This window comes from Streptomyces sp. NPDC051664, assembly GCF_044453545.1.
Classification (GTDB): Bacteria; Actinomycetota; Actinomycetes; order Streptomycetales; family Streptomycetaceae; genus Streptomyces.
The window spans coordinates 61,968-75,895 of sequence record NZ_JBITCU010000001.1; the positions used below are offsets into that span (position 1 = coordinate 61,968).

General features: G+C 70.7%; 10 protein-coding genes. 4 read left to right on the forward strand and 6 right to left on the reverse strand.

The window, feature by feature from the left end; translation table 11 throughout:
- The gene (locus ACIA8E_RS00325; protein ID WP_399292724.1) at nucleotides 1–1,242 is read left to right on the forward strand and encodes a phosphopentomutase; all 1,242 of its coding nucleotides are present in this window, start codon (nucleotides 1–3) and stop codon (nucleotides 1,240–1,242) included.
- Between the two features lie 77 nt (nucleotides 1,243–1,319).
- On the opposite strand, the gene ffh is transcribed toward ACIA8E_RS00325, so the two are convergent.
- The 5 genes from ffh to ACIA8E_RS00350 all read right to left on the reverse strand — a co-directional run bounded on the left by ffh (nucleotide 1,320) and on the right by ACIA8E_RS00350 (nucleotide 9,028).
- Nucleotides 1,320–2,870, reverse strand: a complete 1,551-nt coding sequence (gene ffh, locus ACIA8E_RS00330; protein ID WP_399292726.1) for a signal recognition particle protein — start codon at nucleotides 2,868–2,870, stop codon at nucleotides 1,320–1,322.
- Between the two features lie 134 nt (nucleotides 2,871–3,004).
- Nucleotides 3,005–5,458 carry a [protein-PII] uridylyltransferase gene (locus tag ACIA8E_RS00335; RefSeq protein ID WP_399292728.1) on the reverse strand — a complete coding sequence of 818 codons (2,454 nt, stop codon included), beginning with the start codon at nucleotides 5,456–5,458 and terminating at the stop codon, nucleotides 3,005–3,007.
- A 31-nt stretch (nucleotides 5,459–5,489) separates the two neighbouring features.
- Nucleotides 5,490–5,828, reverse strand: a complete 339-nt coding sequence (locus tag ACIA8E_RS00340) for a P-II family nitrogen regulator (RefSeq protein ID WP_030978780.1) — start codon at nucleotides 5,826–5,828, stop codon at nucleotides 5,490–5,492.
- Nucleotides 5,825–7,183 carry an ammonium transporter gene (locus tag ACIA8E_RS00345; RefSeq protein ID WP_399292730.1) on the reverse strand — a complete coding sequence of 453 codons (1,359 nt, stop codon included), beginning with the start codon at nucleotides 7,181–7,183 and terminating at the stop codon, nucleotides 5,825–5,827. The genes ACIA8E_RS00340 and ACIA8E_RS00345 overlap by 4 nt, the downstream gene beginning before the upstream one ends.
- A 369-nt stretch (nucleotides 7,184–7,552) precedes the next feature.
- Nucleotides 7,553–9,028, reverse strand: a complete 1,476-nt coding sequence (locus tag ACIA8E_RS00350; RefSeq protein ID WP_399292732.1) for a hypothetical protein — start codon at nucleotides 9,026–9,028, stop codon at nucleotides 7,553–7,555.
- A gap of 424 nt (nucleotides 9,029–9,452) precedes the next feature.
- Here ACIA8E_RS00350 and ACIA8E_RS00355 point away from each other — a divergent pair, with 424 nt between their 5' ends.
- The gene (locus ACIA8E_RS00355) at nucleotides 9,453–10,154 is read left to right on the forward strand and encodes a bifunctional DNA primase/polymerase (RefSeq protein ID WP_399292734.1); all 702 of its coding nucleotides are present in this window, start codon (nucleotides 9,453–9,455) and stop codon (nucleotides 10,152–10,154) included.
- Nucleotides 10,155–10,187: 33 nt separating this feature from the next.
- Here ACIA8E_RS00355 and ftsY read toward each other — a convergent pair whose 3' ends face one another.
- Nucleotides 10,188–11,402 (reverse strand): signal recognition particle-docking protein FtsY, encoded by a 1,215-nt coding sequence (gene ftsY / locus ACIA8E_RS00360; protein ID WP_399292736.1) that lies wholly within the window; start codon nucleotides 11,400–11,402, stop codon nucleotides 10,188–10,190.
- A 108-nt stretch (nucleotides 11,403–11,510) separates the two neighbouring features.
- Here ftsY and ACIA8E_RS00365 point away from each other — a divergent pair, with 108 nt between their 5' ends.
- Both ACIA8E_RS00365 and ACIA8E_RS00370 read left to right on the forward strand, forming a co-directional pair.
- Entirely contained in the window at nucleotides 11,511–12,881 is a 1,371-nt protein-coding gene (locus ACIA8E_RS00365) for a purine-cytosine permease family protein (RefSeq protein WP_399292738.1), read from the forward strand.
- An 82-nt stretch (nucleotides 12,882–12,963) separates the two neighbouring features.
- The gene (locus ACIA8E_RS00370; protein WP_399292740.1) at nucleotides 12,964–13,923 is read left to right on the forward strand and encodes an LLM class flavin-dependent oxidoreductase; all 960 of its coding nucleotides are present in this window, start codon (nucleotides 12,964–12,966) and stop codon (nucleotides 13,921–13,923) included.
- Nucleotides 13,924–13,928: the final 5 nt, after the last annotated feature.

Here is a 13,928-nt window from a genome sequence, read left to right on the forward strand (position 1 = left end):
ATGGCCAAGACCGTCATCGTCGTCGTCGACGGATTCGGCATCGGCGCCATGCCCGACGCGGGCACCCTGCGCCCCGGCGATCTCACCGCCGACACCTGCGGGCATGTCCTCGACCACTGCCGCGAGGCCTTCGGCCGCCCGCTGCGGCTGCCGGTGCTCGGATCGCTGGGGCTCGGACTCGTCCACCCGCATCCGGATCTCGCCCGCCGCACCCATCTGCCCGTCGCCGCGGGCCGGGCCGCCCTGGGCTACCCCGGCGCCGACACGTTCGCCGGCCACCAGACGATGATGGGTGCGGACTTCAGCCGGGTGACGGTGGCCCGGCTCGGCGACCATCTGGACGAGGTGACCACGGCTCTGGAAGCGGCCGGGCACCGCGTCGCACCGCTGGACGGCCGGCCGCTTCTCGTCGTCGACGACGCGGTGCTCGTGCACGACAACCTGGAAGCCGACCCCGGCATCAACTGGAACGCCTCCGGCCGCCTGGAGGACCTCCCCTTCGACGGGCCGGGCGGGATCCTCGCGATCGCCCGTACGGTACGCGCGGTCGCGCCGGTCGCCCGGGTCATCGCGGTCGGCGGTCATGCGGACGGCCCGCTTCCGCAGTTCGTACGCCTCGGCGACGCGGGCACCGTAGGCCTCGACACCCCCGCCACCGGCTTCTACCGCAACGGCGGTCTCGCCGTGCAGCACCTCGGCGCCGGTATCGACCACACCCGCCAGCTGCCCGACCTGGCCGCCCGCGCCGGAATCCCGGTCACTCTGGTGGGCAAGGCCGCCGACATCCTGGCCTGCGACGCGGCCGAGCGGCACCCGGCCGTGCAGACCGCGGACGTCCTCACCCACACCCTCGAAGCGGTACGCGCCCCGGGCGACGCGCTCGTCGTCGCCAATGTCCAGGAGACCGACCTGGCGGGACACCAGCAGGACGCCGAACGGTACGGCCGCCTGCTGGAGCAGGTCGACGCGGGGCTCGCCGCGCTCCTGGCGCTGCTCGACGCCCCCGGCGACCGGCTGATCGTCACCGCCGACCACGGCAACGACCCGACGATCGGGCACGCCTACCACACCAGGGAGTACGTCCCCGTGCTGATCCACCGGCCCGGTGCGGACGGTGTGGAGCTGCTGCCGGACGCGGGCAGCCTTGCGGATGTCGGCGCGACCGCCGCCGTATCACTGGCGCTCGACCCGGCGGGGCTGGCCAACGGGACGACGCTGCGGCCGGGGCGGCGCGCGGCCTGAGCATGCGGGGCGCACACGAAAGTGGCGCCCGCCGGGAAGGCGGGCGCCACTTTCGCGCATGGGCCGAGCGTGGAGCGTCAGCCCATGAACTTCTTGAACTCGTCCGGCAGTTCGAAGTTCTTGTCCTCCTGGGCCGGCAGACCGAACGCGCCGCCCTGCGCCGCCGCCTGCTCGCGGCGGGCCGCCGCAGCCTCCTCCTCGGCCTTGCGCTTCATCGGGTTGCCGCTCTTGCGCTTGCCCTTGGCCTGCTTGATCTGCTTCTTCTGGCGACCGGGACCGCCACCCATGCCCGGCATCCCCGGCATGCCCGGCATGCCGCCGCCCTGTGCCATCTTCGACATCATCTTGCGCGCCTCGAAGAACCGCTCCACCAGGTTCTTCACGGCGGACACCTCGACACCCGAACCCTTGGCGATACGGGCCCGGCGCGAGCCGTTGATGACCGTCGGCTCCTGACGCTCGTGCGGCGTCATCGACTTGATGATCGCGGCGGTACGGTCCACGTCCCGCTCGTCGATGTTGTTGATCTGGTCCTTGATCTGCCCCATGCCGGGCAGCATCCCGAGCAGCTTGGAGATGGAGCCCATCTTCCTGACCTGCTCCATCTGCGCCAGGAAGTCGTCGAGCGTGAAGTCCTTGCCCTTGCTGGACGCCAGCTTGGAGGCCATTTTGGCGGCCTCTTCCTGGGTGAAGGTCTTCTCCGCCTGCTCGATCAGGGTGAGCAGGTCACCCATGTCGAGGATGCGCGACGCCATGCGGTCGGGGTGGAAGGCGTCGAAGTCCTCGAGCTTCTCACCGTTCGACGCGAACATGATCTGCTTGCCCGTGACGTGGGCGATCGACAGGGCGGCACCACCGCGGGCGTCACCGTCGAGCTTGGAGAGCACCACACCGTCGAAGCCGACACCGTCGCGGAAGGCCTCGGCGGTGTTGACCGCGTCCTGGCCGATCATCGCGTCGACGACGAAGAGGATCTCGTCGGGGCTGACGGCGTCGCGGATGTCCGCGGCCTGCTGCATCAGCTCCTGGTCGATACCGAGGCGGCCCGCGGTGTCGACGATCACCACGTCGAACTGCTTGGAGCGGGCGTGCTCGATGGAGTCCTTGGCGACCTGGACCGGGTCACCGACACCGTTGCCCGGCTGCGGGGCGTACACCGCGACACCCGCGCGGTCGGCGACGACGCTCAGCTGGTTGACGGCGTTGGGGCGCTGGAGGTCACAGGCGACGAGCAGCGGCGAGTGACCCTGGCCCTTGAGCCAGACACCGAGCTTTCCGGCCAGGGTGGTCTTACCTGCACCCTGCAGACCGGCGAGCATGATCACGGTGGGCGGGTTCTTGGCGAACCGCAGCCGCCGGGTCTCACCGCCGAGGATGCCGACGAGTTCATCGTTGACGATCTTGACGACCTGCTGGGCAGGGTTCAGCGCCTGGGAGACCTCGACGCCGCGCGCCCGCTCCTTGACGTTGGCGATGAATGTGCGGACCACGGGAAGCGCGACATCGGCCTCGAGCAGGGCGATACGGATCTCGCGTGCCGTGGCGTCGATGTCCGCCTCGGACAAGCGGCCCTTGCCCCGGAGGTTCTTGAAAGTCGCGGCAAGGCGGTCGGAGAGAGTATCGAACACGGCGCTCGTCGGTCCTCAGGGTCGGGGTCGGGTGCAGGTCAGTCGTCCCCCAGGGTATCCGGACGCCGGGAAACACGAAGCCCTCGCCCGCATACTCGTGACGGACCAGGGCCTCTCCACGTGTTCGCGGAAGCTCAGCTCAGGGCCCGCTGCACCTCTCCGGCCAGCTCCGCGGCCCGTACATCGGCCAACGGCTCGCCGTCCGCCCCTGTGACATAGAACGCGTCCACCGCGTTCGCCCCCAGTGTCGACACATGCGCGCTGCGCACCCGCACCGCGCTCTGCTCCAGCGCCCGGCCGATCCGGTGCAGCAGCCCCGGGGCGTCCTGAGCCCGCACCTCGATCACCGTCGCCAGCCGGGAGCCGGCCGGTGCGACCGTCACCCGGGGCGGCGGGGCCTTCACCCCACGGCGCCGCGGATAGGCGGCTTCGCGTTCGGCGAGGCGGGCCTGGATGTCGAGGGAGCCGTCCAGGGCGCGTACGAGATCGGCGCGGAGCCGGGTGGCCTGGGGCAGGGAGCCGTATTCGGCCGCCACCCGCCAGCTGAGCAGCAGGACGTCGACGCACTCGCCGAGTTCGGTGGGGAGCTCGACGGCCCGCAGGTCGGCGGCGCGGACGGTGAGGCGGTGCAGGGCGAGTACTCCGGCGGCGGCGGGCAGGACGCCGGGGCGGTCGGGGACGGCGATGAGGAGTTCGACGCCGACGGGTTCCGGTTCGCCGTCCCCGTTCGCGGGTTCGGCCTGGGCGTGCAGGGCGAGCACGGGTTCCCCGGTGCGCAGTGCCTCGATGGCGAGGCGTTCCTGCTCGGCACTGGGTTCGGCCGGTTCGGGTTCGTCCGGGGCCTCGCCCGCGAGGACGGCGGCGACGCGCTTGACCAGGTCGGTGACGAGGGAGGCGCGCCAGGTGGACCAGGCAGCGGGCCCGGTGGCCAGCGCGTCGGCCTCGGTGAGGGCGTGCAGGAGTTCCAGCGTGGACGTGGTCCCGACGGCGGTGGCGACGGACCGGACGGTCGCCGGGTCGTCGAGGTCGCGGCGGGTGGCGGTCTCGACGAGCAGCAGATGGTGACGTACGAGGGTGGCGATGACGCCCACGTCGTGCTGGTCGAAGCCGATCCGGGCGGCGAGGTCGCGGGCGATGACCTCTCCGGCGACGGAGTGGTCGCCGGGCCAGCCCTTGCCGATGTCATGCAGCAGGGCGGCGACGAGGAGGAGGTCGGGGCGGCCGACGCGGCGGGTGAGGGAGGAGGCCCGGACGGCCGCCTCGACGAGGTGGCGGTCGACCGTCCAGGTGTGGACGGGGTTGCGCTGGGGCCGGCAGTGGACGCGTTCCCAGTCGGGCAGCAGCCGGGTGATCAGCCCTTCCGCTTCGAGGGCTTCCCAGACGGGGACGGTGGCCTCGCCCGCACCGAGCAGGGTGACGAGTTCCTCACGGGCCTCGGCGGGCCAGGGCACGGGCAGCGGGCGTGCGGTGGTGGCGAGGTGGCGTACGACGTGCCGGGAGATCGGCAGTTCGGACTGAGCGGCCGCGGCGGCCGCGCGCAGCACGAGCACCGGGTCGCGTTCGGGGCGGGCGGTGCGGGCGAGGACGACTTCACCGTCGGCCTCGACGACGCCGTCGGCGAGCGGGGTGCGCTCCGGGGCGGCGGCCTTGCCACCACCCAGCATGGCGCGCAGCCGGGGGCGCACGGACCGGGCGCGGAGCACGCGGTTGACCTCGCGCCAGGTGACATCGGTGGCGTACGAGACGGTGCGCGCGGCCTCGTACACCTGGCGCAGCAGTGCGTCGGCGTCGAGGAGGCCGAGGGCGGTGGCGACCTGGTCCTGTTCCTGGAGGGCGAGGCGGTCGGTGGCGCGGCCGGTGGTCAGGTGCAGGGCATCGCGGGCGTCGAGGAGTACGCGGCGGGCCTCGGCGAGGCCTTCGCGGGGCGCGTCGGCGACCCACGAGGCGGCGACGGCGCGCAGGGCGGTGGCGTCGCGCAGTCCGCCACGGGCCTCCTTGAGGTCGGGTTCGAGGAGGTACTGGAGCTCGCCCTGGCGTTCGGCCCGTTCGCGGCAGAGTTCATCGAGGGCCGGGAGGCGTTTGGGGGCGAGGTTGCGCCAGTCGGCGAGGATCGTCGTGCGCATCGCGGCGACCAGGCCGAGGTCTCCGGCGACGGGCCGGGCGTCGAGCAGCCCGAGCTGCACCTTGAGGTCCTCGTCCGCCGTCTTCCTGGCTTCGGCGGGGGTGCGTACGGAATGGTCGAGCGCGAGGCCGAGGTCCCAGACGGGGTACCAGATGCGGTCGGCGAGGGAGGCGATGGCGCCGGCGTCGGCATTGCCGTCGTGCAGCAGCAGGAGGTCGAGGTCACTGCGCGGGGAGAGTTCGCCGCGGCCGTAGCCACCGACCGCGACGAGGGCTGCGCCGCGGACGCCGGTCGCCTCGGCAGCGGCGGTGAACAGGGCGGTCAGCCAGTCGTCGGTGAGTGAGGCGAGGGCCGCACGGCGCGGCGGCCCGGACTGCGCCTTCTCCTGGAGGAGGCGCAGTCGGGCCGCCGCGTAGCCGCTGGGTCCCGAGTCTTCGGAATCGGTGGTCACTTCAGTGCTCGTCACCCAGCTGCCTTTCAGTTTGCGAGACCGTCGGTCAGAGTGCGTCCGGGCCGCGTTCACCCGTGCGGACCCGTACGGCTGTCTCGACGGGGACGCTCCAGACCTTGCCGTCTCCGATCTTGCCGGTTCGGGCGGCCTTCACCACGACATCGACGAGCTGTTCGGCGTCCTCGTCCTCGACCAGTACCTCGATACGGATCTTGGGGACGAGGTCGACGGTGTACTCGGCGCCCCGGTATACCTCGGTGTGACCGCGCTGGCGACCGTATCCGCTGGCCTCGGTGACCGTGAGGCCCTGGATGCCGAAGGCCTGCAGGGCCTCCTTGATCTCGTCGAGCCGGTGCGGCTTCACGACCGCCGTGATGAGCTTCATGCGTCCACCTTCTTGGTCTGCGCTGCTGCCGTCGAGTCCGATACCGCCGCGGACCCCGTGGTGCGCGGGGCCGCACCGCCGCCGGCGCCGCTGAAGTCGTACGCGGTCTCGGCGTGTTCGACCTGGTCGATGCCGGAGATCTCGTCGTCCTCGTCGACCCGCATGCCGATCGTCCTGTCGAGGAGGAAGGCGAGGACCGCGGAGACGACCAGAGAGTATGCGAGGACCGCGAAGACACCGACGGCCTGCTTGCCGAGCTGGTCGAGACCGCCGCCGTAGAAGAGGCCCTTGGCGTCGGACTGGACACCGCCGGTGGCGAAGAAGCCGATGAGCAGGGAGCCCACGACACCGCCGACGAGGTGGACGCCGACGACATCGAGGGAGTCGTCGTAGCCGAACTTGTACTTGAGGCCGACCGCCATGGCGCAGAGCACACCGGCGATGGCTCCGACGGCGATGGCGCCGAGCGGGCTGATCGCACCGCCGGACGGGGTGATGGCGACGAGACCGGCGACCGCGCCGGAGGCGGCGCCGAGGGTGGTGAAGGAGCCGTGGCGGAGCTTCTCGTATCCGAGCCACGCGAGCATCGCGGCGGCGGTGGCAACCTGCGTGTTGACGAACATCACCGCGCCGACGCCGTCGTCGTTGCCGAGCCACGAGCCGGCGTTGAAGCCGAACCAGCCGAACCACAGGAGACCGGCGCCGAGCATGACGAGCGGCAGGCTGTGCGGCCGCATCGGGTCCTTCTTGAAGCCGACCCGCTTGCCGATGACGAGGATCACGCCGAGGGCTGCCGCACCGGCGTTGATGTGGACAGCCGTACCACCGGCGAAGTCGATGACGCCGAGCTCGAAGAGCCAGCCGCCGGCGCCCCAGACCCAGTGCGCGACCGGGAAGTAGACGACGGTCACCCACAGGGTGATGAACAGCGCCCAGGAGGTGAACTTGACGCGGTCGGCGAGGGCACCGCTGATCAGGGCCGGAGTGATGATCGCAAACATCAGCTGGAAGACGGCGAAGACATAGACCGGGATCGTGTAGCCGTCCCAGAGCTGGGTGATACCGATCCCGCTGAGGCCCGCGAAGTCCGAGCTCCAGCCGATGAACGAGCCGATGTCGGTGCCGAAGGTGAGGCTGAATCCGTACAGCACCCACAGGATCGTGACGATCCCGAGGCTGATGAAGCTCATCATCAGCATGTTGAGGGTGCTCTTGACGCGGACCATGCCTCCGTAGAAGAAGGCCAGACCCGGGGTCATGATCATCACCAGGGCCGAGCAGATGAGCATGAACCCGGTGTTGGCGGCAGACAGCGTCGGGGCGTCTGCGGCAAGCGTCGTGATGCCTGGGGGCATCGGCGTCTCCTCGTCGTCGGTGCGGCCGCGTGCGGGCAAAACCTGCGGGACCACTTGCGGGACCACTGTGGAAAAGGTGCGGGCCGGTTATGCGCCATGAGGTTCGCCCAGCGCGGTTTCCGCCGATGCCGCACGATGTTTCGCCGCAGTGACGAAGAGGTGTGTCGTGTTACGTCCCCATGAATCGTGAGTGGCGTATCCGGGGCCGGGCCTACCCTGCGGCCGGGGCCGCATACGGTGCGGTTACGACTCTGGAGTACGGGAACGGGAACGCGAACCGGCCACGCCGATCACCCACTGACCTGGCAAGGGGGAGCCGAGATCGGTCTGTGCGGGGTGCTCGTCGTGGCCGGAGTGCTGGGTGCCCGGTCAGATCGCTTCAGCGGTCTCGGGCAGCTGTTCGGTGAGCAGATCGGTGAGCCTTGCGACCTCGGGAATGTCTCCGAAGTCCCTGGCAGCGGTGTCGACGGTCTTGCGCAGCCGGGTGTTGACGCGCTCGGAGCGGACCTTCTTGGCGACCCGCAGGGCCTTTTCGGCCAGCAGCGTGGACTGTTCGGGTTCGCGCTTGAGGAGGTGCACCGTGGCGAGACCGACCAGGTTCAGTGCGTACGACCGCTGGTGCTCGTCGTCCTCGCCGAAGAGCTCGACGGCCTTCTCCATGATCGGCTCGGCGAGCGAGGCGTACGTGGGGCTCCGGCCGGCGACATAGGCCAGGTCACGGTACGAGTGGGAGTTCTCGCCGTTGAGTTCGGCCTCGGAGAAGAAGCGGATCCAGTCGGGCTCGGGCTCGCCGTCGATCCCGGCGTCGAGGAAGGTGTCCTCGGCCATCCGGACGGCCCGCTTGCACTTGCTGGGCTGGCCCATGTTGGCGTAGGCGCGGGCCTCCATCGCATACAGCATGGCCTGGGTGCGCGGGGTGGCGCAGTCCCGGCTGCCGTACTGCGCGAGATGGATGAGTTCGAGGGCGTCGTCGGGCCGTCCCAGGTGGATCATCTGACGGCTCATGCTGGACAGGACATAACTGCCCAGCGGTTTGTCCCCGGCTTCCTTGGCGGCGTGCAGCGCGAGGACGAAGTACTTCTGGGCGGTGGGCTGGAGGCCGACGTCATAGCTCATCCAGCCCGCCAGCTCGGCGAGTTCGGCCGCGCACCGGAAGAGCCGCTTGGCCGTGGCCACGGGCTGCGGTTCCTGCAACAGGTCGGTGACCTCGTGGAGTTGGCCCACGACAGCCTTGCGTCGCAGGCCGCCGCCGCACTGGGCGTCCCACTGGCGGAACATCACAGTGGTGGACTCCAGCAGGTCGAGCTCGGGGCTGGAGAGGCGGGAGGGGCGCCGGTCCGCCGCGGACGGCCCCGGATCCGCCGGGGCCGCGGCGGCGACCGGCACCAGCCACCGCTGCATGGGCTCGATCAGGGCCGGGCCCGCGGCGAGGGCGAGCGAGGTGCCCAGGAAGCCGCGGCGGGCGAGCATCAGGTCGCTGCGGGAGAACTCGCTGAGCAGCGCAACGGTCTGCGGGCCCGCCCAGGGCAGGTCGACACCGGCCACCGACGGTGACTGATGGGCGGAGCGCAGCCCGAGGTCCTCGACGGCGACGACGGTGCCGAAGCGCTCCGAGAAGAGCTCGGAGAGGATGCGCGGAATCGGCTCACGCGGCTGTTCGCCGTCGAGCCAGCGCCGGACCCGGGAGGTGTCCGTGCTGATGTGGTGGGCGCCCATCTGGCGCGCCCTGCGGTTCACCTGCCGTGCCAGCTCGCCCTTCGACCAGCCGCTGCGCACGAACCATGATCCCAATTGCCCGTTGGGGCGCTTACCGGCATTCGAATCGCCTGCGCCGCTGCCGCTCACTGGAACGCCCCCATCCCGCTGAATACGTGTCGCGCGAACCACTATCAGAATGCCGTGGGCCCAAGCCGTCCGTACGGCGGTTGCGCACCATCGAACAGGAAATCGACTTGCCTCCGGCATACCCGTCGGCGCACATACTTCCATGGTTCGTGTACCGACGGTAATCCTACGATCACCCGCCCGGCGAGCGTGATTACAGAAACGCCACCATTCGCCACCCCATCGAATGAACGCGTTCACCGTCGGGCGCGATTCACTTGACAGACGGCGATCAGTAGCAGACGCAGTGACGCACACCGGGGCGCGCGGACCGTGTCGCACCACCTGAGGTTCATGCGTGCGCTACCCGGTCGGCGGGGCGACGGAATGTAACGACCGCACTCCGCGTCGTAACCACCGGCGAGCCGGACCCGTTGGAGGGGGCATGGGCTTCACGATCGGCGGCATCCGTGAGATGCGATCCGGCGCACGGCGTCGAGGCCGTACGGCCGAGTGCACCGCGGTGGCCGAATACACAGGGCTGTGGGGCTGGGCCGTCGCGCCGGGAGCGCGGGCCGCGGCCGGCCGCTGCTCGTGCGGCGACAGCGGCTGCGCCTCCCCGGGCGCACATCCTCTGGACTTCGCCGACGAGGTGCCCGCCGGCGCCACGCTGGCCATGGCGGCGAGCGCGTGGGCCGAGGTGCCGGGCGCGTCGATGCTGCTGCCGGTGGGGCGCACGTTCGACGTCCTCGATGTCGCCGAACCGGCCGGGCGCCGGGCACTGGTACGGCTGGAGCGGATGGGGCTGCCGCTCGGCCCGGTGGCGGTGACACCGTCCGGGCGGGCCCAGTTCTTCGTCGCGCCGGGCGCCGCCGCCGAACTTCCGCAGCTGCTGTACCGGATGGGCTGGGACGACGCGGATCTGGACCTGCGGGCACTGGGCCCCGGCCGCCACGTCACCGCCCCGCCGTCCGACGAGGGCGGTCTCGGCCCGGTCCGCTGGCTGCGTCCACCGGCGCTCGACACGTCGGGCAGGCCGCCGCAGGCGCGGCTGCTGCTCGGCACGCTGGCGTACATCTGCCATCGCTCCCGGGGCCTGAAACCCAATTGCCGGACGGGCTCGAAAGCGAACCCGTCCGGCAATTGAGGACGAAACGGCGATCGGGCGGACCCGAGGGCGTCAGTCGCCGATCAGCGCATCGACGAACGCCTCCGGCTCGAACGGAGCCAGGTCGTCCGGACCCTCGCCCAGACCCACCAGCTTCACCGGTACGCCCAGCTCACGCTGGACGGCGATGACGATGCCGCCCTTTGCGGTGCCGTCCAACTTGGTGAGGACGATGCCGGTGATGTCGACGACCTCGGCGAACACCCGGGCCTGAACCAGGCCGTTCTGCCCGGTCGTGGCGTCGAGGACGAGCAGGATCTCGTCGAGCGGGCCGTGCTTCTCGACGACGCGCTTGACCTTGCCGAGCTCGTCCATGAGCCCGGTCTTGGTGTGCAGCCGGCCGGCGGTGTCGATGAGTACGACGTCAGCGCCCTCGGCGATGCCCTCCTTCACCGCGTCGAACGCGATCGACGCCGGGTCGCCGCCCTCGGGCCCGCGGACGGTGCGGGCACCGACGCGCTCGCCCCAGGTCTGGAGCTGGTCGGCGGCGGCGGCACGGAACGTGTCGGCGGCGCCGAGCACGACACTGCGGCCGTCGGCGACGAGGACCCGGGCCAGCTTGCCCGTGGTGGTGGTCTTGCCGGTGCCGTTGACACCGACGACCATCACGACGCCCGGGGTGTCGACACCGCTCTCCGTCTTGACCGCACGGTCGAAGTCGGTGCCGAGCAGGGCGAGGAGCTCCTCGCGCAGCAGTGTGCGCAGCCCCTCGGGGGTACGGGTGCCGAGGACGCGGACGCGCTCGCGCAGCCGCTCCACCAGCTCCTGAGTGGGTGCGACGCCGACATCGGCGGTGAGCAGGGTGTCCTCGATCTCCTCCCAGGTGTCCTCGTCCAGGTTGTCGCGGGACAGGAGCGTGAGAAGCCCCTTGCCAAGGGTGCTCTGCGAGCGGGCGAGCCGGGCGCGCAGCCGTACGAGACGGCCTGCGGTGGGCTCGGGGATCTCGAGCGCGGGGGCAGCGGGTACCTCCGGCTCGGCGACTGCCGGGGCTTCCGCGACGGGAGCCTGGGCGTCGGGGGGACCGGCCTCCTCGATGGTGCGGCGCGGTTCCTCGCGCGGTGTCTCGGCTTCCTCGCCGACATGAGGTTCGGCGGGAGGAGTGAGGGTCGGCGTGCTCGACGGTGCCGGGGGCAGCTGCTTCTTCTTGCGGCCGCTGACCACGAGCCCGCTGACCAGGCCGGCCACGACCAGGGCGGCGATGACTACAGCAAGGATGACGAATTCCATAACCCACCCAGTATCAGTCACGGCCGCGCCCGCGGGGGCCCCGGAGGATCACCCCGGAATCCGACAGGGCGTTATGCACCTTTTGGCGGTAACGGTACGATCCCGTTCGTGGAGACCCGCGGCCTGGAACCTGTCCCCGACAGCGAGCGCACCGGTCGGGTCCGCACCCTCTTCCCCACCTGGGCCGCCGCCAATATGACCGTCCTGCTGCTCACCGTGGGCGCGGGGCTGGTCGTCTTCAGCGGCCTGAATCTCTGGCAGGTGCTGATCGTCGCGGTCACAGCGCCCGTCGTCAGTTACGGACTGGTCGGCCTGGTCTCGGTCGCCGGGCAGCGGGGCGGCGCGCCAGGCATGGCGCTCTCCCGGGCCGTCTTCGGACAGCGCGGCAATCTGCTGCCCGGTGCGCTGATCTGGATCGCCCGCTGGGGCTGGGAGGCCGTGAACGCGGTCACCGGTGCGTACGCCCTGCTGGCCGTGCTCGATCTGCTGTTCTCCGTCCGATCCACCACAACGCTGGTCATGGCGGTTCTGGTGGCCTTCGTGGCGAGCAGCTTTCTGGTGTCCGGGCTCGGGGCGGGCGCACTGCGTGCGTGCTCCACCTGGTCGGCGTACCTCTTCGGCGGGTTCAGCGTCCTCGTGCTGATCCATCTGGGGGCCGGGACCGACTGGCGGGCCGTCATGGACAGACCGGCCGGACCGACGGCGCCCATGATCGCCGGGATCGGCACCCTGGCGGCCGGCGGCATCAGCTGGGTGCCGTCCGGCCCGGACTTCACCCGCTATCTGCCGCGCACCACTCCCTGTCGGGCGGTGGTCGGGGCGACCGTGGGCGGAGCGGTGCTCGTCTCGCTCCCGCTGGTACTGATGGGTGCAGTGATGGCGGTGGCCACTCCTGGCCTGGCCACCAGCAGCGATCCGGTCTCCTTCATCGGCACGCTGCTGCCGGACTGGATCTCGGTGCCGTATCTGCTGATCGCCATGGTGGGAATGGTGCTGATCAACGCGATGTCGATGTATTCGGCCGGTTTCACCACGCAGACGCTGGGATTCATGATCCCGCGCACCTGGGCGGTCGGGCTGAATGCCGCCATCAGTCTCCTTCTCGGCGGGTTCCTGATAATGGCGACGAGTGGCTTTATCGATCTGTTCGTCTCCTTTCTGACGTTGCTCGCGGTGACGTTCTCCGCCTGGATCGGCGTCTTCGGCGTGGATCTGCTGCGGGGGCGTACATACGATGCGGCGGCCCTGCTGGACACCACTCCCGCCGGTGCCTACTGGTACACCGGCGGCTTCTCCGTGCCCGCCGTGGCCGCGTGGGGTTCGGGGCTGGTGGTCGGGCTGCTGCTGACCGGCGTGGAGTGGTTCACCGGCCCGCTCGCCACCACCTGGATCGGGCGCCACGGCCTGGGCTGGGCGGCCACCATCGTCGTCTCCGGTGCCCTGTACGCCCTGCTGCCGCGCCCGGCCAAGGCGCGGTGACGGCATACCCCTACACTTCTGACGCCATGTCAGCTACTGTCCCGGCGCGCCAAGCCCGCCCGGCGAAAAGGGGACACCCGTCATGGCCTTCACAGTGGTCCGGTTCAATCTCGTCGATCCCGCCGCCACCCCCGAGTCCCTCTCGGCCCGCTACCGTGCGGCGCTGGAGATGGCCGCGTACGCCGACGGGCACGGCGTCGACACCGTGCAGACCGAGGAGCACCACGGAGCCGCCGACTCCTGGCTGCCCTCCCCCTTCGTCTTCGCAGGATCGGTCTTCGGCGCCACGAACCGGATCGCGGTCACGGTCTCGGCGATCATCGGCCCGCTGCACGACCCGCTACGGCTTGCGGAGGACATCGCGGTCCTCGATCTGCTGAGCGGGGGGCGGCTGGTGACGGTCGCGGGCATCGGATACCGGCCCGAGGAGTACGAACAGGCCGGCGTCGAGTGGGGCAGGCGCGGCCGGCTCCAGGACGAGCTGCTGGAGACCTTGTTGCAGGCGTGGACCGGCGAGCCGTTCCCGTACCGCGGCCGTACGGTCCAGGTCACTCCGCGCCCGTACACCCAGCCGCATCCGCTGCTGCTGGTGGGGGGCAGCTCGCGGGCGGCGGCGCGGCGGGCGGCCCGGCTGGGGCTGCCGTTCTTCCCGAGCGCCCATCTGCCCGAGCTCGAGGCGTACTACCACGAGCAGCGCGCGGTGCACGGCACGGAGGGTTTCTGCATGATGCCGGCGGCCGAGACGCCGTTGCTTCATGTCTCGGAGGATCCCGATCGGACCTGGGCCGACTACGGTCACCACTTCCTGCACGAGGCACGGACGTACGCCTCCTGGCAGTCGAAGGACATCCGCTCGGCCGTACGCTCGGCGGCCACGACGGTGGCGCAGCTGCGGGACGAAGGGGTCTACCGGGTCGTCACCCCGCAGCAGCTGGCCGGACTGGAGGCGGACAGCCTGGTGCTGCATCCGCTGTGCGGTGGGATGCCGGTCGAGGAGGGGTGGCGCAGCCTGCGGTTGTTCTGCGACGCAACCGCACGATGACGTAG